Below are 23,061 nucleotides of genomic sequence, written 5' to 3' on the forward strand. Positions count from 1 at the left end.
TCCGGCTGCCGTCGTCGGTGAGCCTGTCCGGGTGACACAGACGACCGAACCCCGCAGTTCCATGGCAGAGCCCCAGGCCACCGGCGTCCCCGAGGCGCCGGCGGAGCATGCCGCGCCGGCCGCGCGTGCCGGGCGTGGCGATCCCGCTGGGCGTGCCGGGCGCAGGGCGACGGTGCACCGGGCCTGGTTCGTCGCGGCCGTCGCCTTCGTGACGATCATGGGGGCGGCCTCCTTCCGTACTCTCCCCGGTCTGCTGGTCGACCCGCTGCACGAGGAGTTCCACTGGTCACGCGGCACCATCGGCCTCGCGGTCTCGATCAACCTGGCGCTCTACGGTCTCACCGCCCCGTTCGCCGCCGCGCTCATGGACCGCTTCGGTATCCGCCGCGTGGTCGCCGTCGCGCTCACCGTCATCGCACTCGGCGCCGGCCTCACCGTGTGGATGACGGCGGTCTGGCAACTGCTGCTGTGCTGGGGCCTGCTCGTCGGCCTCGGCGCCGGTTCGATGGCGCTGGTCTTCGCCGCCACCGTCACGAACCGCTGGTTCACCGAGCGGCGCGGCCTGGTCACCGGCATCCTCACGGCCGCCTCCGCCTCCGGCCAGCTGGTCTTCCTGCCGGTGCTGTCCTGGCTCACCGAGGCCCACGGGTGGCGTTCGGCGGCGGTCACCGTGGCGCTCGCCGCGCTCGCCGTGGTGCCCTTCGTCTGGCTGCTGCTGCGCGACCATCCGGCCGACGTGGGTCTGAAGCCGTACGGGGCGCCGACGTTCGTGCCCAAGCCGGATCCGATCCCGGGCGCCGCCCGGCGCAGCGTGCGGGTGCTGTTCGGCGCGGTACGCACCAACACCTTCTGGCTGCTGGCCGGCAGCTTCGCGATCTGCGGCGCGTCCACGAACGGGCTGATGCAGACCCATTTCGTGCCCGCCGCCCACGACCACGGCATGCCCACCACGGCCGCGGCCTCCCTGCTCGCGGTGGTCGGCATCTTCGACGTGGTCGGCACGGTGGCGTCCGGCTGGTTCACCGACAGGTTCGAGCCGCGCCGGCTGCTGGCCGGCTACTACGCGCTGCGCGGGCTCTCGCTGCTGTTCCTGCCGGTGCTGTTCGGGCCGAGCGTCCACCCGTCGATGGTCTTCTTCATCGTCTTCTACGGCCTGGACTGGGTGGCCACCGTGCCGCCCACCCTCGCCCTGTGCCGCGCCCACTTCGGCGCCGACAGCGCCATCGTCTACGGCTGGGTGATGGCCTCCCACCAGGTCGGCGCGGCCGTCATCGCGTTCCTCGGCGGCGTCGCCCGCGACACCTTCGGCTCGTACGACGTGGTGTGGTACGCGAGCGGGGCGCTGTGCGCGGGGGCGGCGCTCATGTCGCTGGTGGTGCGCCGGGGGCCCTTTGCGGCGGCGGGCGACTCGGTGAGCGCGGGGTAGGGCGGCGTCGCCGACCGGGCGCCCCGTGCCATCGGGGCGCCCGGGAAGTCACCGTGAAGCGCGCGCGATCGCCCGGGCTATCCGGTTGGCGTCGCGGGCGAGTTCGCGCAGCATGCCGCTGATCGGGTTGGTGTACCCCGTGAAGTAGAGGCCGGTCGCATCGCGCGGGCTGCGCGGTCCGCGTGCGACGGGGTGGCCCTGTTCGTCGAGCACGCCGAGATGGCCGACCAGTCCCTCGAGTCCCCGGCGGTAGCCGGTCGCTGCGATCACCACGTCGGGTGCGATGACGCTGCCGTCGGCCAGCACCACCTTGCTCTCCTCGAACGACGACACGGCCGCGACCGGTTCCACCTGGCCCGCGCGCACGGCGTCGATCAGCCCCACGTCCTGGATCGGGATCGCCCCCTGCCTGACGCGGGTGTACAGGCCCGTGTCCGGACGCGGCAGTCCGTACGCGGCCAGGTCCGGCACGCTCATCCGGGCGATCCGCCGGGCCAGCCGGTCGACCAGGCGGGTGGGCAGCCGCCGGCACAGGATGCCGCTGCGCTGCGCGGGCCAGCCCAGCGTGGCGCGGCGCAGGATGTGCGGGACGGTGCGCACCGCGAGCCGTACCCGTGCAGCGCCGCCCTGCGCGAGGTCGACGGCGATCTCGGCGCCGGTGTTGCCCGCGCCGACGACCAGCACGTCCTTGCCCGCGTACGGGGTGGCGTTGCGGTAGGTGCCGGCGTGCCGTAGCTCGCCCTGGTAGCGGCTGCTGCCGGGCCAGTCGGGCAGGTACGGCGTGTGGTTGTAGCCGGTCGCGATCACCACGGCGCTGCCGGTCAGCTCCCGGCCGCCGGTGGCGCGCAGCACCCAGTGCCCGTCGGACGCGCCGTGCACCGGCACGGCGTCGGACGCCCGCTCCACCCGCGAGACCTCGACCCCGGTGATGATCTCCAACTTGTGGTGCTCGGCGTACTGCTCCAGGTACCGCACGACGTCGTCCCGCCGGACCCAGCGCCCGTAGGCGCGGGGGATCGTCAGGCCGGGCAGCGAGGAGAGCTTGCGGGTGGTGTGCAGCCGCAGCCGGTCGTAGTGCCCGCGCCAGGACGCGCCCACGCTGCCGGACTTCTCCAGGACGACGGCCCGTATGCCCCGGGCCCGCAGGGCGTGCGCCACGGCGAGCCCGCCGGGCCCGCCGCCTATCACGTAGACCGGGTTGTGGTGGGAGGTGCGCTGCTGCGTCCGGTGCGCATCGCCCCTCGCGGTCGAGTCTGCGGCCATGTTCGGGAGCGTAACCCCGCACCTGGTTGATGTGGCTCGGTCAAGGGCGAATTCGATTGCGAAAGGATTACGTGTACGACGGTATGTGCGAACCCGGGCCTTGCCGGGAGTCCGGCTCGGGGCCCGTCCCGGGGAGCCGGTTCGCAACTCGGCCCGCGGAAAACCGGTGGGCCGGCGCCGGCCGCGGCTGGTAGGCAGGGGCCATGACGCATCGGCCGGTACAGGAAGCGGCAGCGGACGGCGCCGTGCGGGAGGCTCCCGCGGGGGAGGCCTGCCCAGCGCCGGTCGAGCCCGCGCCACACGATGCCGCCTACGACTGGTGGCTCACCGAGGACCTGGACGCCTTCCTCGACCGGGCCGGCGCCTTCCTGCACGGCGCCCCCGCGCTGCACACGCTGCTGCTCACGGTGACGGACGCCCTCCGGACGCGCGGAGCGCACGCCTTCGGTGCGGGCACGCCGCACTTCGGGGCCTGGGTGGCCGGGGCGGGGCGGGTGGCCGGCGCCTTCGTCCGCACTCCGCCGCTCGATCTGCTCCTCAGCCCGCTGCCCACGGGGTCGGCCGGGGACGGGGCCGCGAACGGCTCCGGTGGCGACGCGGCCGGTGCCCGGGACCGCGAGCGCGCCGTCACCGTGCTCGCCGACCGTCTCGCCGCACGCGTCCCCGACCTGGCCGGCGTCTCCTCCGACCGTGCCACGGCCGCCGCCTTCGCAGCCGCCTGGGAGCGCCGCACGGGCGCGACGCACGCGCCGAGGGAGAACCTCCGGCTCCACCGGCTCGGCACCCTCACCCCACCCGTGCCCCCGCCGCCCGGCCGCGCCCGTATCGCCACCCGGTCCGATCGCGAACTGCTCGTCCGCTGGGCCGCGGAGTTCCAACGGGACATCGGGGGCGCGCCCCTCCACGACCCCGGCGGCTGGGTCGACAGCCGGATCTCCTACGGCGGGGTCACGCTGTGGGAGACGCCCGACGGCCTTCCGGTGTCCATGGCGGGGGCCACGCCGCCGGTCGTCGGGCAGGTGCGCGTCGCGCCCGTCTACACCCCGCCCGAACGGCGCGGCCGTGGGTACGCCGGGGCGGCGACCGCGGCGGTGAGCCGGCGCCTGCGCGATGCGGGCGTGACGGAGGTGCTGCTCTTCACCGACCTCGCCAACCCCACCAGCAACGCCCTCTACCAGCGCATCGGCTACCGCCCGGTCACCGACTTCGACAAGCACGCCTTCACGCCGCCGCCCGGTGTGACAACCGCCGCCACCGCCTCGACGACCCCGTAGCCACCCGTCACCACGGGGCCACGTCATGGCCCGTGGCGGTGCGCCACAGTGCGGAGAACGCCGACGCCGGACGGCCGTTGAAGTCGCGGGGCGCGGGGAGCGTGCCGAGCAGGTCCAGTACCGCGCTGAGGTGCCCGCACCGCGCCGCCTGCTCGATGAGCAGTTCGGTGGGCCTCTCGCGGTGCGCACGTGGGGTCCGGAGCAGCTCGGCGTGGGCTTCGGCGAGGGCCGCGAGGTCGGCCTCGTCCGGCGTCGCGGGGTGGGCCCGCCTCGTGCGCTCCTCGGCCATCCGCAGGGCCTTTTCGTAGCGCCGCTCCGCCAGCGAGTCCGGGAGTCCGGACTGGCCCAGGCGGAGCAGGTCGGTCCGGCCGAGGTCGGCGAGGACATCGATCACCGGGGCCATCGAGTAGTCCCAGTCCACGTCGCACGCGGTGAGGAAGTCCGCCGCCAGGTCGATCCGGCCGGTGCCCAGCAGATGGAGGAGCCACGGTACGGAGTAGAAGATGCCGGGGTCACGTCGCCACTCCTCCCCGTCGTGCGCCCACAGCGCCCGCGCCTCGTCCTCGCGCCCGCACTCGGTCAGCGCCCAGCTGACCGTGAGCCGGTTCTGCCACGCGTTGGTCTCCGGTTCGATCGCGTCACGTGCGCGGGTGAACCATGCGTCGGCGGAGGCCGTGTCGCCCATGGCCTGGTACGCGCCGCCGACCGAAGACGCCAGATCGGCGACGTTGTACGGATCGAGGGCCGCCTCGGCGCCCGACTCGACCTCGGCGAAGAACGTCCGTGCCTCGTCGGTCCGGCCCGCCCGGGCGAGGATCATCGCCACGTCGGCGCAGGTCGCGACGTGCTGGTCCGGCTCGGGGAGCGCGTCGAGCAGGGCCACGACGCCGCTCACCTCCCCGCGGCGGGCCCGCAGCCGTGCCGCGTGACGCAGGTGCGTGCAGACGTGGTGGTTCGAGCTGCTGCCGAGTTCGGACACGGAGTCCAGTGCGGCCGCGAACAGGTCCTGCACCGTCGCCGTGTTGGGGGGTGGCCAGGCCGCACCGTCCGGCGCCTGGGAGTTCGTCTCCGCGTCGCGGGCCTGCCGCTCGACGTACTCCCGTACGAAGAAGCCGAGACCGTCTTCTCCGAGCAGTTCGGCGGCGTCCTTCGCGTCCGGCACGATCGTGAGCCCGCCCCAGCGCACCGGCCAGCCGAAGCGCCGGTCGACCGACCAGGTCAGGACCGCTTCCAGGTCTGCTCTGCGGTCGGCAGGCGCGATGACCACCCCTTCTTCGAAGGCGGCGCACCAGGTGTCCTCGTCCAGCGCGAAGTTGACGGGGCACTCGTCGAACGCGAACTCGTGTTCCACGCACCGGGGCTCCGGCGGTTCGCGGAGGAACTCGAAGTGGCTCAGCACGCCGCCGGTGTCGGTCCGGTGGAAGGTCACCGCGGTCTCGCTCACGGAGACCCGGACCCGTCCCGTGTCACCACCGGCCGAGGCGCCGTGCCACGCATCCGCCTCCTTTCGCTCCTCCTCGGTCAGCTCGTGCAGCTGCTTGGCGGACAGGTCGATCGCGAGGGTCCGCCGGTGCTTCGCGTCGTACATGAGGAGCCGACCACCGTCGCGTGACCAGCTGACGCCCTCCGGCCAGAGCTCGTCGCCCTGCTGCCCGAACTCCTCGGGGAGCGTTTCCGTCAGCAGATACGGGTGCCTGGGCGGCGCGTACGAGGGCAGCCAGAACAGGTCACCGGCTTCCAGCGGGACGACGCAGCCCTTGACCGCGGAGGAGGACGCCGACTCGATGAACGCGCTGCGGCCGTCAGGGGCCAGGGCCCAGTCCGGGGGCCTGTTCCCGCCGTCCGTCACCGACGCGCTGGCGATGGGGTAGGTGTACGTGGCGTCGTCGAACGGATCGAAGACGCCTATCTGGTTGGTGTGGTACGCGAGGCCCACGCGCCTGCTGTCGGCCGACCACTGGATGGTGTCCTCGTGGCCGGGCCAGCCGACCCCGCCCTCGATCCGGTCGAGCACGTTCACGCAGTGGCCGCTCGCGATCTCCCAGATCTGTAGCACCCCGCCGCGGTGGTAGTCGTCGCCGCACCAACTGCCGGTCGCGAGGTAGCGTCCGCAGGGGCTGACGGCGTGGTCCTGGATCTCCGTGAAGTGGCGGAACGGATGCTGGAGCCGGGTGTGGCCGAGGCCGCGTATCCGGTCGGTGGCGTACCGGTGGGCCTCGGTGACCCCGAACGCCGGCTCCCATTCCTGCAACCGCCCCCGCAGCGGCAGCAGGTCGCGCTCGGGTGCGAAGGCGGACCAGTCGGCCTCCCGCAGCAGGCTCAGCAACGCGTCCGGGTCAGCGGCCGACGCCAGTGCGGCATGGTCCACGAAAGCGCTCGTCGCGCCGGCGTCGGGCGACCCTTCGCCGGCCGGGGCCCCGGTCGCCTGCTGCCTGAGCAGGGCCCGCAACGCCTTCCGGTCGTATATCGGTATCCCGAGCAGACTCGCTTCACCGAGCCGGTGACCTGCCACGTCGTGCGCGTGGAAGATCAGGTCCGTCCTGCTGGACACCGTCTTCGTCACCCGTGCGCCCAGCGCCTCCAGGCCGGCCTTTGCTTCGGCATGCGGGATGTTGTGGAACCGGCCCATCAACACCACTGTTTTCCGGTGAAGATCCATGGCGGCAAGGTAGGGCCACCCACTGACAGGCGGATGGGGAGGGCGGCGGACCGCTTCCTTTGGCCCTTCGAACGACGTCCTCGTCGTCACGGGCACGCGGAGACTGCCGAGGCGCGGGCCGCGGAGACGCAGGCCGCGCAGACGCGGGCCGCGGAGGCGCAGGGGTCTCCTCGCAGGCCTCCGAGGTCGGCGGGGACGGAAAGGGGCCTACGGGACCGGGGCGCAGCGGAGGTGCCACGGCTTCGACGCCGTCGACGTGGCGGCCGCGTGGCTCACTTCGTCGGCTTCCTGCCCGTCACCCCCAGGTGCACCAACCACGCAAGGTTCGGCTTCAGTTCCGTCTGCTTCACGCCCGAGGATTGCAGCGCCTTCTGGTGCGAGGCCACCGCGGCGAGCATGGCGACCAGGGAGCCGGCGACGGCCGGTGGGCTCACGTCGGAGTCGATGCGGCCCTTGCCCTGGAGCTCCTTGACGCTCTCGGCGAGGGAGTTGTTGATCGAGCTGAGCATCTTCATACGGATCTTGGAGAACCGTTTGTCCCCTTCGGCGGCGCCGAGATCGATCACGCGCAGAATCGCTTCGTTGCGCCGCCAGAAGTCCATGAATCCGTCGACCAGATCCTGTGCGGTCTGCCAGCCCGATCTACCGGCCCACGAACGGCCCTCCAGCAGCTCGCCCAACCCCGTACTCTCGGCGGCCATTTGTCCAGCGATCTCCAGGACGGCACCTTCGACGTCCGGGAAGTACTGGTAGAACGTGGCCGGAGAGGTGCCCGCCTTTCGGGCGACGTCGATCACCTTGACGTCGCGGTAGGGGGAGGTACGGAGCATCTCGCCGAGGCAGTCCAGCAGTTTCTGACGCGTCGCCTGACCTCGTCGTCCGGCCACCCGGCCGTCGACGGTACGCACTTGTCCTGTCATGCCGTCAGCTTACCGACGGGTGATCCCAGCGCGATTCGACCGACTGCAAATGGGGCTCTTCCGCCCAGGTGTGGGCATTTGGGCGGGCCGGAACGGCGGTTCCGGTGTGCATCTACGGCCGTTCGGGTTTCGGAAGGGGGTGATGAGGGGTGAGAAGAGGGGGTGAAGCCTGGCGGAAATCTTTCGGTATTGGTCCAGGCCTATCCGGGGCGGACCCCTGTGTCACTCGCCGCCTCACCCCCCACCGCCACCCCGGTCCGCCACCCGGGACACCGGTTCGGGGGAGGGGGCGGATGGCTCGGAGGGGGGTTGTTTTCCCCCTTCCTTACTTGATACGTCCTTCTTTGTCCGAGACACCCTGGTCAGGCCCCGGGTTCGCAACCGGCACCCGAGCCAGGAAGAATCAGGGTGCGTGCCGCCACGGCGGTTCGGTGGTGAGACGCTGCACGGGGCCGTCCAGGCACACGGCCCGCACGGGGAGGTGGCAGGCAAGTGGATCAGCTGACGCAGACCGATCCGAGACGGATCGGGCCGTTCGAGGTGCTCGGTCGCCTCGGCGCCGGAGGCATGGGCCTCGTCTATCTCGCACGCTCGGCATCCGGCCGGCGCGTGGCGATCAAGACGGTCAGAACCGAGCTGGCCGAGGACCAGCTGTTCCGCGTCCGCTTCACCCGCGAGGTGGAGGCGGCGCGTGCCGTCTCCGGTTTCTACACGGCGGCCGTCGTCGACGCCGACCCACGGGCCGCAGTGCCGTGGCTCGCCACCGCCTACGTCCCGGCGCCCTCTCTCGAAGAGATAGTGAACGAGACCGGGCCGATGCCCGCGCAGGGCGTGCGCTGGCTCGCCGCCGGCATCGCGGAGGCGCTCCAGTCGATCCACGGCGCCAGCCTGGTGCACCGTGACCTGAAGCCGTCCAACGTGCTCGTCGTCGAGGACGGCCCGCGGGTCATCGACTTCGGCATCGCGAGTGGCGTGTCCAACACCCGGTTGACGATGACCAACGTCGCCGTGGGCACCCCCGCCTACATGTCACCCGAGCAGGCGAAGGACTCCCGCAGCGTGACGGGCGCGAGCGATGTCTTCTCGCTCGGCTCCACCCTCGTCTTCGCCGCCACCGGCCATGCGCCGTACCACGGCGCCAACCCGGTCGAGACGGTCTTCATGCTGCTGCGTGAGGGGCCCGACCTGGCGGGGCTGCCGGACGAGCTGCGTCCGCTGATCGACTCCTGCATGCAGATGGAGGCGACCGGCCGGCCCAGCCCCGCCGACCTCCAGGCCCAGCTCGCGCCGCACCTGTTCGCCGGGGACGGCTCCGACGACAGCGGTACGGCGTCCGCGTGGCTGCCCGAGGCCGCCGTGGAACTGATCGAGGCGCGGCGTGCCGGGCGCCCCCGGGTGAAGCCCACCGGCGCGCAGAACGCGGGAGGGGCGCAGGCCGGTGGTGGCGGGCGCGGCAGTGCGCCGCAGCCGCCGCGCCCTCGGCACGCTCCGCCCCAGCCGCCGCTGCCCGTGACCGGCGGCGGTGACGGCGCCGGGCCGGCCGGTCCGACCGGGCCCGGTCCCATTCCCCATCCGATGTCCGGTCCCGGTGTCACGGGCGTGCCGGACGGCGAGTCGGTGCAGCTGGCCGGGGCCGCCCTGCCGATCGGGCCGGGGCCGCGGGCCGCAGCGAAGGCCACCGCGCCACCCGCAGCCGACCCCTCGGGCCTGGCCGCCTCCTGGTCGCGTGCCGCGGCGGCGGCCGGCGCCGGGGTCAACGGCGACCCGGTCGGCCACGGCGCGCCCGGTCCCGTCACCGGCCCTGCGTCGGCCACCGTCGCGCCCCCGCTGCCCGCCCAGGAACCGGCCGGCTGGCGGCCCTGGCGCTTCCGGATGTCGAACGACGTCTGGGGCACCCCCGCGGTCGCCGGCGACCTCGTCTACGTCACGTCCTTCGAGGTGCACGCCCTGGACGTGGCCAGCGGGCGGCGCAGGTTCAAGACCCGGGACGTCGCCTGGTCGATGGCGGTCGCCGACGGCCGCATCCACGCCTCCGACGGCCCCACGCTCTACGCCCTCGACGCCCGCGAGGGCAACGACCTGTGGCGGCTGTCCCCGGACGGCTGGGTCTACTCCCTGCGCGCCGAGCGCGGCACCGTGATCACCGGCACCCGGGGCGGTGGCGTGCAGGCCTGGGAGGCGTCCAACGGCCAGCGGCTCTGGGAGGTGCACGGCGCCCAGGCCGACTTCGAGACCCCGGAGTCCGGGCCCGCCGTGCACGACGGCACGGTCTACGTGTGGCAGGACGCGCGGTTGCGCGCCCTGGAGGCACGCACCGGCGACGAGCGCTGGTCATACCCGATCGGGGACGCCGCGTCCTGCGGCGGCGTGCCGGTGCGGCTCACCCAGGCGCAGGACGGCTACGTGTACGTGTGCGCCGGTACCCGTGCGCTCGCCATCGACATCGCGAGCGGGCAGGTCCGCTGGCACTTCGAGGCGCCCGCGGTCTTCCTCTCGCCGCCCGCCTTCGCGCCCGGACCCGCGGTCGCCGGCGGCGGCGTGTACCTCGCCGACTACCTCGGCACGGTGTACGCGCTGGACGCGACGGACGGCCGGGACCGGTGGCGGATCGCCACGGAGGCGCGTGCCTCCATCGAACCGGTGCTGATCGTCGACGGCCATGTGCACGTCGGCAGCGGCAAGGGCCTGTACACCCTGGACGCGGTCACGGGCACCCCGAAGTGGCGTTTCCAGGCGGGTGGCGAGGTGGTCGGCTCGCCGGTCGTGGCGGACGGCCGGATCCACTTCGGGTCCACGGACCACCTGCTCTACACGTTGAAGTCCGACGACGGCCGGCTGCGCTGGAAGCTTGCCACCGGCGGTGAGATCACCGGGGCGCCCGTGGTCGAGGCCGGGGTGGTGTACGCGTGCAGCAAGGATCGGTGCGTGTATGCGTTGGACGCGGAGAAGGGGACCGGCACGGCTCGGGGGTGACGGATTTCCCGTCTGCCCTCTTGCCTGCCCCTGTTCCGGGGGGCTCAGGTTCCTTGCCCCTGTTCCGGGGGGCTCAGGTTCCCTGCCCCTGTTCCGGGGGCTCAGGGTGCCTTGCGGCACCCCCCGGTTCGGGGTGCCCCGGTGGGTGCGTTGCGGTCTGGTCGTTTCGTTTGGGTTTGTCGCGCAGTTCCCCGCGCCCCTTATCGGGGGCGGTGCCGTGGGGGGATGTGCGTGCACATCCCCCCACGGCACCTCGCGTTTCGTGCGCGGCTGCCGGTCCGTCGTGACGTCTGTCTCCTGGCCGGCGGGGCGGCGTGTCAGGTGATGGCGAGGCGGTTCACCAGCAGTTCCACCCGGTGCTCCGTTTCCTTCGGCGGCAGCCGTCCTGATCGGGTCAGGGTGGCCACCCCGTGGAGGCACGCCCAGAACACCTCGGTGAACAGCTCCGGGGCGACGCCGTCTCCGGCGACCTTGCCGAGGCTCTCCAGTAGTGCGGCGAAGGCGTCTTTGAGGGGTTCCGGAGTGTCCTCCTGCGCGTACGCCAGACCGCCGTCGAGCTGGAAGATGGCGTCGTAGACCGCCGGGTTGCGGGCGGCGAAGTCGAGGTAGGCGTGCGCGAGGGCGGCGACCCGCGCGCGCGGGCCGTGCACGGCGGCGGTCGCGGCCCGCACCGCTGCGGCCAGCTCGGTGGCGCCCTGGAGGGCGACGGCGCCGATGATCTCGCGTTTGCCGCGGAAGTGGCTGTAGAGGACGGGCTGGCTGTACTCGATGCGTTCGGCGAGCCGGCGGGTGGTGACCGCGTCCCAGCCTTCCCGCTCGGCGAGTTCACGGGCCGTCGCCACGATGAGGCGCTCGCGCTCCGCCCGTTCCCGTCGCTTGCGTTCCTGTACCGACATGATGTGAGTCTAGCACCGCTAGACAAGAGAGCGGCAGCAGTACTAGCGTTGACTCATCAGCTAGCAGCACTAGATGCCGGGGGATCGTCATGCTCAACGCACTTGAGGTCGTCACCACCGTGGTCGTCGGCGTGATGGTGGGGGTGGAGTTCTCCGTCGCCTTCGTCATGAGCCGGATCCTCAACGCCCTCCCGGAGGACAGCGGCCAACTCGGCCACTCCCACGGGGGTCGGATGCTCGGCGCCGTGATGCCGTTCTGGTACATCGGCTCGCTCGTCCTCGCCGGCATCTGGGCTGTCGCCGGGTGGCACCGCCACGGCGCCGGCCTCGTCGTCGCCGCCGGCGCGCTTCTGATCGTCAGCGTGCTCATGTCGGTTCTGCTGCTCGTTCCGATCAACAACCGGGGCAAGACATGGACCCCCGAGAACCGGCCCGCCGACTGGAAGCAGCAGCTCAACCGCTGGGAGCGGCTCCACTACGTCCGCGTCGCCGTCCTCGTCGCCGCCTTCGCCCTGCTGGTCACCGCCCTCGCCTGAGCCCACGGGCCCCGCCCGCCCGGTCGCCGGCCGCAACCGCTCGGCCGTGCGCCCCGGACGCAGCCCGGTCCGCCGCCGAACCCCGTCCCACTCCGACTTCACCGGTCAAAGGAGACGCACCATGTCGTTGAAGAACGTCAACACCGTCCTGGCCACCGCCTGCACGCTCTTCGTGCTCTACCTCGGGCTGTCCTTCATCCTGGCCCCTGAGGCGTCCACCCAAGGTGTCGGCCTGCCGGACCGGCCCGCGGGCGACGGCGGAGGCTTCCTCATCATGAAGGGCACCCGCGAATTCGCGATGGGCCTGGTCATCGGCATCCTGCTGGTGACCGGCCAGCGTCGCGCCCTGGGCTGGGTCCTGCTGATGGAGGCCGTCGCCCCGTTCGGCGACATGATCAACGTCCTGGCGCACCACGGCTCCGTCGCCGCCGCGTTCGGCATTCACGGCCTGACCTCGGTGGTGATCGCGATCAACGGCCTGCTGATCCTCCGCGAGACCGGCAAGGCGCACAACGAGCCCTCCGCGCCAGCATCCGTCGCGCAGCCCGTCTGACATCCGGTGGGCGTCGGCCGCCGACGGGGCGCTACTCCCGCTCGTCCTCGCCGGGTGGGGGGCGCCGGGGTTGTTGCCACGGGGGCGGCTCGGGGCCGTACTCGCCGTCTTCGGGCTCGTCGGCGGGGCGGCCCTGGCCATGCCGTTCGTACGGTTCCCGCGGCACGCCGTACGCCTTGCTGTGCCGGCCCGGTCCCCGCCGCCCCCGCATCACCAGGGCACCGAGCAGGAGGAACAGACCGCCGCCGACTGCGCGGGCGACACCGAGGCCGAGTCCGTTGCCGCTGGAGTCCACCGCGAGGCTGCCCTCGGCCTGGCCCTCCCGGACCATCCACAGCAGGGTGAACGCCAGCACCACCACCCCCGCCCCCGCCACCAGCAGCCGGGACCGCAGCACGATGCCCGCCAGGGTGATCACCGCGGCCGCGAGGAACGACAGGAAGAGCGAGGCGAACAGCTCGGGGTGGTGCCCGGTGATCCCGGAGGCGGAGAACAGGTCCGACAGCCCGAAGTCGCGGCCCTCACGGCCGTCGTACCAGGCACTGAAGGGGCTCCACACGGCCGCGGCCGCACCGATGGCCGCGATCACCGACCCGAGGACGTTGCGGACCACCATGACCGCCTCCTCCCGCAGCCCCTCCCCACGAAGCTACGTCGGGTGCTCCGGGGGTGCCAGAGGAGCGTTGCGCCAACTCTGGCCGTCGCCGCGACTCACCGGCCCGCCGCTCACCGGGCCGCCCGCCCGGCTTTGTCGGGCCCATCAGGCCCGTCGTCCGCGGGCCCGGCCGCCCGGAGCGCCGCCACATGGGCGTCGAGGACGCGCCGCGCCTCGGACCGGGTGAGCTGGCCGAGGAGCGTCTGCACGGTCAGGCCGTCGGCGAGGGCGAGCAGGGTGCGGGCCGCGAGATCCGCGTCCACGCCGCCGTCGGGGCCGGCCACCGCCCGGATCAGACGGGCGAGCAGGGCGTGCGCCGCCGGGTAGCCGTCCCGGAGGATCTCCGCCAGGGCCGGCGTGACCGCGGCGCGCGCCACGAACGCGAGCCAGACCTGCGCTTCGGGACGCCGGCCGGTCTGGATCAGTGCGAGGTCGGCGGCGATCCGGGACAGCGCGGCCGGGGACGGTTCGGCGGCGGCCGCCTGCACGCGCGCGGTGAAGCGCTCGCTGACGTGGCTGAGGGCGAGCAGGAGCATCTCGTCCTTGGTGCGGAAGCAGCGCTGCACCGCCCCCATGGACACGCCGGCCTCCTGCGCGACGTCCCGCAGGGTCACGCCCTCCAGACCGTGCCGGTCGGCGAGCCGGTACACCGCCTCGATCACCTGCTCGCGGCGCCGCTCGTAGTCCACCTGCTTGGGCATGCCCCAGCCCCTGTCCCTGTCCTCGCCCGATCCACCGGCCGGTCTGGTCCACCGGCCGGCTTGGTCCACCGGCCGGCCTGGTCCACCGGTCCGCCCGGTCCCTGGGGGATATTAATCCGATGCGGCTGCATCGGATCGTGTTCTACGATCCGTCTCCGATGTTCCGATGCGTGTGTATCGGAACGATCCGCCGCGCCCCACGACCGCAAGGACGGACATGAACGGCCCCCTCTGGAAGCACACCGCCGTCGATCTCGCCGCCGCCGTGCGCAGCGGCGAGGTCAGTGCCGTGGCGGTGGTCGAGAGCCATCTCGGCAGGATCGCCGAGGTGAACCCCGTGGTGGGCGCGGTGACGCAGTCGCTCGCCGACGGGGCGCGCCGGGCCGCCGAGGACCTCGACCGGCGGCGTGCCGCGGGGGAGCAGCTCGGGCCGCTGGCCGGGGTGCCGTTCACGGTGAAGGAGAACATCGGTGTCGCCGGGGTGCCGACCACGCACGGTCTGGCCCGGTTCAAGCAGATGGTGGCCCCGGTGGACGCCCCGCCGGTGGCCCGGCTGCGCGCCGCGGGTGCCGTGCCGGTCGGGCACGCCAACATGCCCGATCTGACCCTGGGCGGGATGCACACGCACAGCGAGCTGTTCGGCGGGACCGCGAACCCCTGGCATCCGGGCCGCACCCCGGGCGGCAGCAGCGGGGGCGACGGTGCCGCCGTGGCGTCCGGCATGGTGCCGCTGGGGCTCGGCAACGACGCGGGCGGCTCGGTCCGCATCCCCGCCGCCTTCTGCGGGACCGCCGGCCTGAAACCGTCGTACGGCCGTTTCGCCGCCGACCACCGGATGGGCCCCGAGGACCCGGGCCTGGCGTCCCAACTGTTCCCGGTGGACGGCCCGCTGGCCCGTACGGTCGGTGACCTGCGGCTGGCCTACGAGGTGCTGGCCGGCGCGGACCCGCGCGATCCGCGTGCCGTTCCGGCGCCGTTGTACGGGCCGGACCCCGGCACGCCGCTCGGCGTCGCCGTGGTGGCCGACCCCGGCGGGCAGGGCGTGCACCCGGACGTGCGCGCCGCGGTCACGTCGGCCGCCGACGCCCTCGCGGACGCCGGGTACGACGTGCGCGAGGTCCCCGACGTGCCGCGGCTCGCGGAGAGCCTGGAGGCGTACACGGGCCTGGTCATGACCGAGTTCGCGCAGGCCTGGCCGATGATCCGGCGGATCCTCCCGGAGCGCAGCCGGGCCTACATCGACCTGGGCATGGCGAGGTCCGGGCCCGTCGCGCTCGCGGAGTACCTGCGGCTGACGGGGGTGCGGCTCGGCATCCAACGGGACTGGGCCGGTTTCCTGCGGGAGCGTCCGCTGGTGCTGGGCCCGGTGTTCACCGAGCCGCCGGTCGAGCCGGGGCTGGAGTCCAGCGGTCCGGAGGGGCATGAGCGGGTGACGGTCGCGATGCGGCTGTGCACCGCGACCAGCCTCGCCGGCCTGCCGGCGGTCGCCGTGCCCGGCGGCGTCTTCGGCGGTCTGCCGCAGGGTGTCCAGCTGATCGGCCCGATGTACCGCGAGGACCTGTGCCTGGCGGCTGCGGAGGCGGTCGAGCGGCGGGTGGGGGTGCTGACGCCGGTGGGGGTGTGAGGGTGGGGTGGGGTGAGAGGCCCGTGATCACGGTGGCGACGGATCAGCCGACGGAAGAAGTTCAGTAACTCAAACGTTACTAACATGCATGTTGCTAACTTCGGTCTTCCTTTCGGTGGAGTAGGTGCACAACGAGGGGCGGCACGACGCGGAGTACGGCCCGTCGGACCTGATCGAGGCGTGGTCCCGGTGACCCGGGATCGGTGATCGGTAGCCAGCGGCCGGCGCTGGTGCGGACGCCGCGCGTGCCGGCCGGGTGGGCCGGTGCGGTGACGCTGCGGCGTCCGCGGGGTCAGCCGATCGCCGCGGTGGCGGCGTACGGGACGAAGGCGGTCCAGGTGGCGGGCGATATCGCGAGGGTGGCGCCGTTCTTGTCCTTGGAGTCGCGGATGTGGACGGTGGAGGGGGTGGGGGCGACCTCTACGCAGGCGTCGCCCGACGAGCCGCTGTAGCTGGACTTGTGCCAGGTCAGGGCTACTTCTACGCAGTCGTCGCCGTCGGCACTGCTGTAGCTGCTCTTGAACCAGGCAAGCTGAGAAATGTTCATATTTATAGTCTCCCTCGCAGGCGCTTCAAGCACTCGCGAGTTTCGTCGGTGGTGAGGGCCTCGGCTCGCAGCGTCTCGTAGCGCGTCCGGAGCACTCTGATCGACTCAGAGTCAGTGATCATCAGGCCGGCCCGTTGCCCTTCGGTATAGGCGAACCACTGATGCTCAGGCATCTCCGCCAGCCTGAAGGGCCCACCGAGTCCCGGGTGGACGCCCTTGCAGTGCGGGAGGACCTGGATCTCGACGTTCCGCCTGTCCATCAGCTCCAGCAGGTGATCCAGAAGCTCCCGAGTGACGTCCGGGCCGCCCGTGCCGCGTGTCAGCGTGTGCTCTTCGATGACGAAGCTGAACGCCGCGTCCGGATGCTCCGTCAACAGGCTCCGCCGAACCTCGCGTCCCGTGAGCTGCTTCTCCACCTCTTCCTCACTCAGCAGCGGAACGCGGTTCTCGAACAACACCCGCGCATACGCAGGCGTCTGAAGCAACCCGGGCACCAGCCGGCACTCATACGTGCACAGCCGGATCGCCTCCGCCTCGTGCTCCGCCCACACCCGTACCCAGACCGCAAGCCCCTGCTGCCGCGCCACGTGTCGGAACGCCTCGCGTATCGCGCCGGTGTTGCCCGTCGCGTCCTCGGCCGCCTTGACGAAACCGAGGTCGGCCAGGCGGCGGCCCTGCTCGATCGAGGCCACGGTGTGCGGCGAGAACTTCACCCGTCGCCCGAACTCGTCGCGGCTGAGCCCGGCGTGTTCCCGTAAGGCTTTGACGACGGCGCCGAACGCGCACATGCTGTCGGATGTCTCCGGCTCCTCGGCCATGCCGTTCCCCTCTCCCTCCGTAATGGTCAAGGTGTCAAACGGCCCTCGGAGCAGCGGAGTTACGGCCTCGGCTCGTACGCTGCGCGCCCCCGACTCGTACGCTGCCGCGCGTACCAGGTGTCGCCCTGGCGGGCCGAACGTGTCCGCCGCCACATTGGCGGCCATGACGCAAACCCCCACAGGCGCCGCAGGTGGCGCAGGCAACGCAGGTTCGGCGGAACGGGGCGTAATCGTACGTACGTTCCGCCAGCGTTTCAGTTCGACGCCGCTCGGCGCCCGGCTGGCCCGCCACCTCGCCCTGCATCAGCTGGAGCGCTGGGGCATCCCGCACGGCGCACAGGTCTCCGAGCGGACAGCCGCGGTCGTCGCGGAACTCGCTGCGAACGCCGCGACGCACGGCCGGGTCCCGGGCCGCGACTTCGAGCTGGTCCTGACGCTGACCGACCGCACCCTCCGGATCGACGTCTCCGACACCCGCACCGACCGCCGCCCACCGGACCCGGCCGCACTGACGGTGCCCGCGCCGCTGGCCGAGGACCACCGCGGCCTCGTGCTGGTCGCCGCCCTCGCCACCCGCTGGCAGGTACGTCCGCGCCCGCAGGCTCCGGGAAAGACGGTTTCCGCGGAACTGGACCTCACGGAACGCCTCGATCCGTGAGTTCTAACCGGGCGGGCGGCTCCGGGCCCGGATGCCGGGGCCGGAGAATGAGGCATGCACCAGGACTGAGGCCCGGCGCCCGGAGATTCAGAGGCCCTGCGATGCTGATCGACAATCTTTGCCCGCAGAGCGCTGACAAGGTCCGGGCACGGGTACGACGAGGAGCAGCCATGCGTCCACCCGTTATCGAGTCGATCAAAATCGAGAACTACCGAGCCTTGCAGAATGTGGAGATCGACAAGCTCAAACCGTTCACGGTACTCGTGGGACCCAACGGAAGCGGAAAATCAACACTCTTCGACGTGTTCGCTTTCATGGAGACCTGTTTCACATCCGGTATCCGGCACGCGTGGGACAGGCGGGGCGGTCTGCGGCAGCTCCGGTCGCGAGGGGCCAAGGGGCCCGTCTCCATTCAGATTTCCTATCGCGAGACACCCCAGAGTCGACTCATGACCTACCGATTGGAGATCGACGAGGAGCGTGGCCGTCCGGTGGTGAGCCGAGAGCTTCTCCGGTGCTCACGGTCTCCGGGCCCGGGGCGTCCCAGCCATATCCTGGATTTTCGGCACGGCGACGGTGACGTAGTGGATGACGAAACAGGTGAGATCGTCAGGATCATCTCGACGGGAGCGACAAACTTGCGGTGAACGTGCTGGGGCAGCTCAAGTCGCACCCCAGGCTTGCCGCGCTGCGCCGTTTCATCTCCGGCTGGTGTCTCTCTTATCTCTCCGTAGCCGATGAGCGGCATCCTCCGGACGCAGGGCCGCAGGAGCGACTGTCGCAGTCGGGAGACAACATCACTAACCTTCTCCAGTACTTGAAGGAGAATCACCCGGTGCGGCCTGAGTCAGTCATGACGGCTCTGCAGGACACGGCGCCGACCTTGGAACGCGTTGACTACGACACCTCGCCGGACGGCAGGCTCGTACTGCTCATCAAGGACGCTCCCTTCGACGAACCCGTACTGGCCGGGAACGCATCCGACGGTACACTCAAACTCCTTTCCTACTTGACTCTCCTCAAAGACCCTGACCCTGCCCCTTTCATCGGGATCGAGGAGCCGGAGAACCATCTCTACCCCACGGTCCTTCCGGGCCTGGCAGCAGCGATCGGTCGCTGGACAGGCGGCAACCCCGGTCAACGATCCGGATGAACAGTCATGACGCGGAAGGCCCCCCAGGGGCTCGTCCGCGAAAAAGGCCTCAGCCCCTTGCGCAACTTGAAGTCTTAGTGGAGGAGCAGTCGGCATGCGAAGCATTGAAGGCACTGCTACCCAGCATTCTGCAGGGTGTATCGATGCGGGTAAAAATCCATCCGTTTCGGGGTAAGCCTGACCTACTGAAACCTGGACGCAGTGGCGCGAAAGTCCGGTCTGATCCCGCGGGCCGACAGAGGAGAAGGCAGCGTCTTCCACGTGCTCAACCGGATTGCGTCACGGGAGTTGGAGAGTTGATACTTCGGTGACTGGAGCGCCGTGCGCAAGGGATTTCCGAAGGTTTCCAGCGATATTCCAAAGGCTTACCGCGGCAATGCTGGCGTAGTCCCCGGAAAGTGTTCGGACGCCTTCGAAAGGGTGCTTCGACACGGCAGCTGTAGATGTGGCTGCGTCGCGAGTTGAGGCTGGTCAGCGGGGTGGCGGGGTGCCTGTGGGCATGAGTACCGCCCTGCCCCGCCCCCGACGCGACCGCGACCACCTCCTGCACTGGTCCGCCTGGCGCCGCCACCACCAACACCAGGCCGGCGAAGCCCACCGGAGATGGAACAACATCACCGCCACCACAACGATCTGAACCAGCAACGACACACCACCGATCGAGGAACTAGAGCTGCCGTGTCACTGTGCCCCAGCAGGTGCAGGCCGGCGGAATCCATCACATCGACCCTGTGCAGGTACCAGGTCGCCGTGGTGGCGGGCAGCGAGCCGGCGGCGTAAGGGTCCTGGTCCGGTATGCGGCCAGCCGGCAGAGCGGCGAGGGTCGTGTCCGCCGTCCTCGCGGTGCTGGGACCTGACTCGTTCTTCATTCACAACGGGGGGCGGCTCCGAGGACGGCGCGGGCGTGGGCCGCCTGGGACCGGCGGACGTCTTCGGAGGAGTGGCCGGTGTCGAGCAACTCGTCGATCAGGTCGATGTGTAGCGCCGCGAGCAGGGCGTGTGCTGTGTATCCGGCTTCGCTCGCCGTGCGGGTGGGTGTCGCCTCGCGGACCAGGCCCTGGAGCAGGGTGTGCATCCAGCGGTAGCGCTCCGACCGGAGGTTCCCGGTGGCGGCCGCCTCACGGGCGCGCATGAGGTTGCGGTTCTCCAGCTTGAAGGTGAGCACCGCGTTCAGGAACGCCACCACCCGGTCGGAGGCCGGCGTGTCGGGCCCGAGAGGTTGCGAGCCGGACTCCACGGCGGTGCGCAGCGGCTGGAATTTCGCGGCGGCCAGGGCGTCGAGGAGCCCGTCCCGGTCACCGAATGCCCGGAACAGCGTGCCCTTCCCGACGCCGGCCGCCGCGGCGATGGCGTCCATCGACACCGACTGAGGGGCTTCGGTGCCCGAGAACAGTGCGTCCGCGGCGCCGAGGACGCCCTCGCGTGACGCGGGTGGCCGGCCCTGACGTCTGCCGACAGTTTTGGACTGCCGGTCCGAAAAGGTGTTACGTTGTGATGGACTCATAGTCCGAAAGTCTAGCTGCGGGCTGTGCTGCCCAGGTGAAACGCGCACGAGCAGGTTTTCCCGGGCAACGCAGGTACCCGCCCCACGAAATCGGAGTCCACACCTTCATGCACATGAAGCCCTTCACGATCTCGGTCAGCGACGAGCAGCTCGACGACCTCGACCGCCGGCTGCGGCACACCCGCTGGCCCGACTCCCTGCCGGACATGGAGTGGACGGACGGCGCGGACCTCACCTTCCTCCGGCGGCTGACGCAGTACTGGCTGACCGGGTTCGACTGGCGGGCGCAGGAGGCCAGGCTGAACGCCTTCCCGCAGTTCGTCGCGGACCTGGACGGCGTTGGGATCCACTTCATCCACCATCGTGGAACCGGCCCCGACCCCTATCCGCTGGTGATCACCCACGGCTGGCCGGGCACCGGCTTCGACATGGAGCAGCTCATCCCGCTCCTCACCGATCCCGCAAGCCACGGCGGGGACCCGGCCGACGCCTTCGACGTCGTCGTCCCCTCGCTGCCCGGCTACGGATTCTCCGAGCGGCCGACCCGGCCGGGGTTCGGCCCGGAACGGGTGTCACAGATGTGGACACAACTGATGACCGGGCTCGGCTACGACCGCTTCGGCACACAGTCCTCCGACTGGGGCGCGGCCGTCTCCATGTGGCTCGCCTCCCGCTTCCCCGAACGGGTATCGGGGCTGCACGTGAACTTCATCCCCGGCTTCTACCGGCCCCCGCTGGGCGAAGGCCAGCCGTCCTTGACGGCGGAAGAGAAGGCCTTCCGTGAGAGGGCCGCGGCATGGTTCGACGCGGAGGGCGCTTATCACCGCCTCCAGTCGACGAAGCCGCAGACGCCCGCCTACGGGCTGACCGACTCACCGGTCGGCCTGGCGGCATGGATCGTCGAGAAGATGCGGAACTGGAGCGACTGCGCCGGTGACGTGGAGCGCGCCTTCACGATGGACGCCATCCTCACCAACATCTCGATCTACTGGTTCACCGGCACCATCGGTTCGTCCATGCGGTTCTACCGCGAGAACAGCCTGCGCCCCAATCACTTCGAGGCGGGTGAGCGCGTCCTGCCGCCCATGGGGGTGGCCTCGTTCCCGGCGGACACGATGCCGCCACGAAGCTGGGTCGAGCGCGCCTTCCACGTGACCCGCTGGACGACCATGCCCCGGGGCGGACACCTCGGCGTCATGGAGGCGCCGGGCCCCCTCGCCGAGGAGATCCGCACATTCTTCCGCCCCCTCCGCCAGCAGAACCCGTCCTGACCCGCCGTCCTGGAGGGCGTCTGCAAAGCCCGTCAGCGGGCAGGTCCCTGGTGACGGGGTGGTAGCGCACGTTCGGGGGCTGGGGTGTGAAGGCTGCATGCCCATTACCCGACGGATCCGTCCGATCCGGAGTGGGAGATCCTCCGTCCGCTAATTCCGTCCCCAGGCACTCCGCCTCCCCGCTGACCCAGCCTCAACTCACGACGCAGCCACATCTGCAGCTGCCGTGTTCGATCGCGCGATATCCGGATCGCGTCGAAGCTGGACTGGGGGCGTCGAATCGGTCCCCACATGGATGTCTCCGGGAACAACCGTTCGTCGAGCTTCAGGGCTTTCGTGGACGGTGTCCGCGATATATCTGCCTCATGACGCTCTCCGCCGTGCCGGTCGGAAACGGTTCCTGCCCGGAAGACGGGCGAGCGCGACGTGATGACGACACGGCCCGCCCCGCAGAAGCGGAACGGGCCGAAGGAGCCGAAGCAAGCACTGGTCGTCAGCCTGCCGAACCCGCCCGCCGGCGGCGCACCACGACCAGGGTCCCCGCGCCCACGACGACCGCGGCAGCGGCGACGCCCGCGACCGTCGGCAGGGCGCTCGGGGAACCCGTCTCGGCGAGCCTGCCGCTGACCGGGACGGCCGCGTGGTCGCCCTGCGGGGCGGGGGCGTTGCCGCTCTTGGTGCCCGTGCCCTTGGTGGCGTCGTCCGGGAGGTCGGACTCCTTGCCGGGCTTGCCCGTGGCGGTGCCTCCCGTGTTCTCGTCGCTGGTCGCGGCGAGGACCGTGAAGTCGTACTCCGTGATGTCGTCGAAGCCGCACTGGCCGTCCGCGCTGTACGAGTAGCCGTTGGTGAAGAAGTAGCCGTCGCCCGCGTGGGCGTCCGCGCCGGCCTGGACGCGCATCTCCGCGTCCGCGTACTCGCCGGGGGCGAGGTCGGTCGTGGCGGCGAAGTCGTAGTTGGCGAGGGGGTCGGCGTCGCCGCCCTCGATCGGCACCCACTCCGCGGTGTCCGGGTCGCGCCACTGGACGGTGAGGCCCAGCTGGGCGATGTCGTCGAGGTCCGGGTCGGCGGTGCCGGGGTAGAGGGAGATGACGGTCTGCTTCAGCGCGACGTCGGACTCGTTGGTCACACGGTAGGTGAAGGCGTGCCAGCCGGAGCCCGCGACGATCTGGCTCGGCAGGTCGCGCAGCGACGTCCTGCCGCGGTCGTCACCCTGCTGGCCCGAGCAGGTGGGCTCGCTGGCGTCCGACGGGGTCGCGGACTTCGTGGACTTCTTGGACTTCGCGGAAGGGGTCGGCGAGGTGCTTGCCGGGGCGGGCGTCGACGTCGACGCGGACGGAGTCGCCGACTCGGACGTACCGCCGTCCGCAGTGGCGGAGGCGGCCTGTTCCGGTGCCGTGGTCGTCGTGGTGGCGGCGGGCGTCGGTGAAGCGTCGTCCCCTGTCGCGAACGCGGCCGGTGCCGTGAACAGGGCCATGGGGCTGATGACGGCCGTGACGGCGGCGGTGGCAAGGACATGACGGAGCTGCATGGAACTCTCCCGGTGAGCCTGAACTGGTCGGCAGCCAGGGCCTGGGGGGAGCACGGGCGTGACCGTTATGTGTGAGCCGAGTGGAGGTTAGCGGTACAGGCG

General features: G+C 71.3%; 21 protein-coding genes. 11 read left to right on the plus strand and 10 right to left on the minus strand.

All coding sequences use genetic code 11. The features are described from left to right. Nucleotides 1-61 precede the first annotated feature (61 nt). Entirely contained in the window at nucleotides 62-1,426 is a 1,365-nt protein-coding gene (locus tag NQO67_RS13050; RefSeq protein ID WP_255950071.1) for an MFS transporter, read from the plus strand. A 48-nt stretch (nucleotides 1,427-1,474) separates the two neighbouring features. Here the strand turns inward: NQO67_RS13050 and NQO67_RS13055 are convergent, their stop codons facing one another. Next, nucleotides 1,475-2,689, minus strand: a complete 1,215-nt coding sequence (locus NQO67_RS13055; RefSeq protein WP_255950072.1) for a flavin-containing monooxygenase — start codon at nucleotides 2,687-2,689, stop codon at nucleotides 1,475-1,477. Between the two features lie 203 nt (nucleotides 2,690-2,892). Between NQO67_RS13055 and NQO67_RS13060 the strand changes: the two genes are divergently transcribed. Then, nucleotides 2,893-3,963 carry a GNAT family N-acetyltransferase gene (locus NQO67_RS13060; protein ID WP_255950073.1) on the plus strand — a complete coding sequence of 357 codons (1,071 nt, stop codon included), beginning with the start codon at nucleotides 2,893-2,895 and terminating at the stop codon, nucleotides 3,961-3,963. A gap of 7 nt (nucleotides 3,964-3,970) precedes the next feature. Here the strand turns inward: NQO67_RS13060 and NQO67_RS13065 are convergent, their stop codons facing one another. Together NQO67_RS13065 and NQO67_RS13070 are read right to left on the minus strand one after the other, a co-directional pair. Then, a complete protein-coding gene (locus tag NQO67_RS13065; RefSeq protein WP_255950074.1) occupies nucleotides 3,971-6,622 on the minus strand; it encodes a hypothetical protein in 2,652 nt (883 codons plus the stop codon). Nucleotides 6,623-6,894: 272 nt separating this feature from the next. Next, on the minus strand, nucleotides 6,895-7,530 hold the full coding sequence (locus tag NQO67_RS13070; RefSeq protein ID WP_255950378.1) for a TetR family transcriptional regulator: 636 nt from the start codon (nucleotides 7,528-7,530) through the stop codon (nucleotides 6,895-6,897). A gap of 504 nt (nucleotides 7,531-8,034) precedes the next feature. On the opposite strand from NQO67_RS13070, the gene afsK reads away from it, so the two are divergent. Next, nucleotides 8,035-10,515: a protein serine/threonine kinase AfsK gene (gene afsK, locus NQO67_RS13075; protein WP_255950075.1), complete on the plus strand. Its 2,481-nt coding sequence runs from the start codon at nucleotides 8,035-8,037 to the stop codon at nucleotides 10,513-10,515. 317 nt (nucleotides 10,516-10,832) lie between these two features. Here the strand turns inward: afsK and NQO67_RS13080 are convergent, their stop codons facing one another. Beyond that, nucleotides 10,833-11,411, minus strand: coding sequence for a TetR/AcrR family transcriptional regulator (locus NQO67_RS13080; RefSeq protein WP_255950076.1), 579 nt, complete (start codon nucleotides 11,409-11,411; stop codon nucleotides 10,833-10,835). Between the two features lie 89 nt (nucleotides 11,412-11,500). Between NQO67_RS13080 and NQO67_RS13085 the strand changes: the two genes are divergently transcribed. Together NQO67_RS13085 and NQO67_RS13090 are read left to right on the plus strand one after the other, a co-directional pair. Beyond that, nucleotides 11,501-11,947: an anthrone oxygenase family protein gene (locus NQO67_RS13085; protein ID WP_255950077.1), complete on the plus strand. Its 447-nt coding sequence runs from the start codon at nucleotides 11,501-11,503 to the stop codon at nucleotides 11,945-11,947. Between the two features lie 121 nt (nucleotides 11,948-12,068). Further along, the gene (locus tag NQO67_RS13090; RefSeq protein ID WP_255950078.1) at nucleotides 12,069-12,500 is read left to right on the plus strand and encodes a DUF4267 domain-containing protein; all 432 of its coding nucleotides are present in this window, start codon (nucleotides 12,069-12,071) and stop codon (nucleotides 12,498-12,500) included. A 31-nt stretch (nucleotides 12,501-12,531) separates the two neighbouring features. Here NQO67_RS13090 and NQO67_RS13095 read toward each other — a convergent pair whose 3' ends face one another. Beyond that, a complete protein-coding gene (locus NQO67_RS13095) occupies nucleotides 12,532-13,116 on the minus strand; it encodes a hypothetical protein (RefSeq protein ID WP_305125772.1) in 585 nt (194 codons plus the stop codon). Nucleotides 13,117-13,226: 110 nt separating this feature from the next. Then, entirely contained in the window at nucleotides 13,227-13,856 is a 630-nt protein-coding gene (locus NQO67_RS13100) for a TetR/AcrR family transcriptional regulator (protein WP_255950079.1), read from the minus strand. A gap of 217 nt (nucleotides 13,857-14,073) precedes the next feature. Here NQO67_RS13100 and NQO67_RS13105 point away from each other — a divergent pair, with 217 nt between their 5' ends. Further along, complete coding sequence (locus tag NQO67_RS13105; RefSeq protein ID WP_255950080.1) at nucleotides 14,074-15,480, plus strand: amidase; 1,407 nt, start codon at nucleotides 14,074-14,076, stop codon at nucleotides 15,478-15,480. Between the two features lie 292 nt (nucleotides 15,481-15,772). On the opposite strand, the gene NQO67_RS13110 is transcribed toward NQO67_RS13105, so the two are convergent. Both NQO67_RS13110 and NQO67_RS13115 read right to left on the minus strand, forming a co-directional pair. Next, complete coding sequence (locus NQO67_RS13110; RefSeq protein ID WP_255950081.1) at nucleotides 15,773-16,027, minus strand: DUF397 domain-containing protein; 255 nt, start codon at nucleotides 16,025-16,027, stop codon at nucleotides 15,773-15,775. A 2-nt stretch (nucleotides 16,028-16,029) separates the two neighbouring features. Beyond that, nucleotides 16,030-16,845, minus strand: a complete 816-nt coding sequence (locus NQO67_RS13115) for a helix-turn-helix domain-containing protein (protein WP_255950082.1) — start codon at nucleotides 16,843-16,845, stop codon at nucleotides 16,030-16,032. Nucleotides 16,846-17,008: 163 nt separating this feature from the next. Between NQO67_RS13115 and NQO67_RS13120 the strand changes: the two genes are divergently transcribed. From NQO67_RS13120 to NQO67_RS13135, 4 genes are all read left to right on the plus strand, one after another. Continuing rightward, a complete protein-coding gene (locus NQO67_RS13120; protein WP_255950083.1) occupies nucleotides 17,009-17,503 on the plus strand; it encodes an ATP-binding protein in 495 nt (164 codons plus the stop codon). Nucleotides 17,504-17,604: 101 nt separating this feature from the next. Continuing rightward, nucleotides 17,605-18,150 carry an AAA family ATPase gene (locus NQO67_RS13125; protein WP_255950084.1) on the plus strand — a complete coding sequence of 182 codons (546 nt, stop codon included), beginning with the start codon at nucleotides 17,605-17,607 and terminating at the stop codon, nucleotides 18,148-18,150. After that, on the plus strand, nucleotides 18,147-18,656 hold the full coding sequence (locus NQO67_RS13130; RefSeq protein WP_255950085.1) for an AAA family ATPase: 510 nt from the start codon (nucleotides 18,147-18,149) through the stop codon (nucleotides 18,654-18,656). The genes NQO67_RS13125 and NQO67_RS13130 overlap by 4 nt, the downstream gene beginning before the upstream one ends. 499 nt (nucleotides 18,657-19,155) lie before the next feature. Beyond that, nucleotides 19,156-19,293: a hypothetical protein gene (locus NQO67_RS13135; RefSeq protein WP_255950086.1), complete on the plus strand. Its 138-nt coding sequence runs from the start codon at nucleotides 19,156-19,158 to the stop codon at nucleotides 19,291-19,293. A gap of 228 nt (nucleotides 19,294-19,521) precedes the next feature. Here NQO67_RS13135 and NQO67_RS13140 read toward each other — a convergent pair whose 3' ends face one another. Further along, a complete protein-coding gene (locus tag NQO67_RS13140; protein ID WP_255950087.1) occupies nucleotides 19,522-20,160 on the minus strand; it encodes a TetR/AcrR family transcriptional regulator in 639 nt (212 codons plus the stop codon). Between the two features lie 113 nt (nucleotides 20,161-20,273). On the opposite strand from NQO67_RS13140, the gene NQO67_RS13145 reads away from it, so the two are divergent. Beyond that, nucleotides 20,274-21,431 (plus strand): epoxide hydrolase family protein, encoded by a 1,158-nt coding sequence (locus NQO67_RS13145; RefSeq protein WP_255950088.1) that lies wholly within the window; start codon nucleotides 20,274-20,276, stop codon nucleotides 21,429-21,431. A 493-nt stretch (nucleotides 21,432-21,924) separates the two neighbouring features. On the opposite strand, the gene NQO67_RS13150 is transcribed toward NQO67_RS13145, so the two are convergent. Then, entirely contained in the window at nucleotides 21,925-22,959 is a 1,035-nt protein-coding gene (locus tag NQO67_RS13150; RefSeq protein WP_255950089.1) for an LAETG motif-containing sortase-dependent surface protein, read from the minus strand. Nucleotides 22,960-23,061: the final 102 nt, after the last annotated feature.

It is taken from the genome of Streptomyces odontomachi (assembly GCF_024435355.1).
GTDB classification, from domain to species: Bacteria; Actinomycetota; Actinomycetes; order Streptomycetales; family Streptomycetaceae; genus Streptomyces; species Streptomyces odontomachi.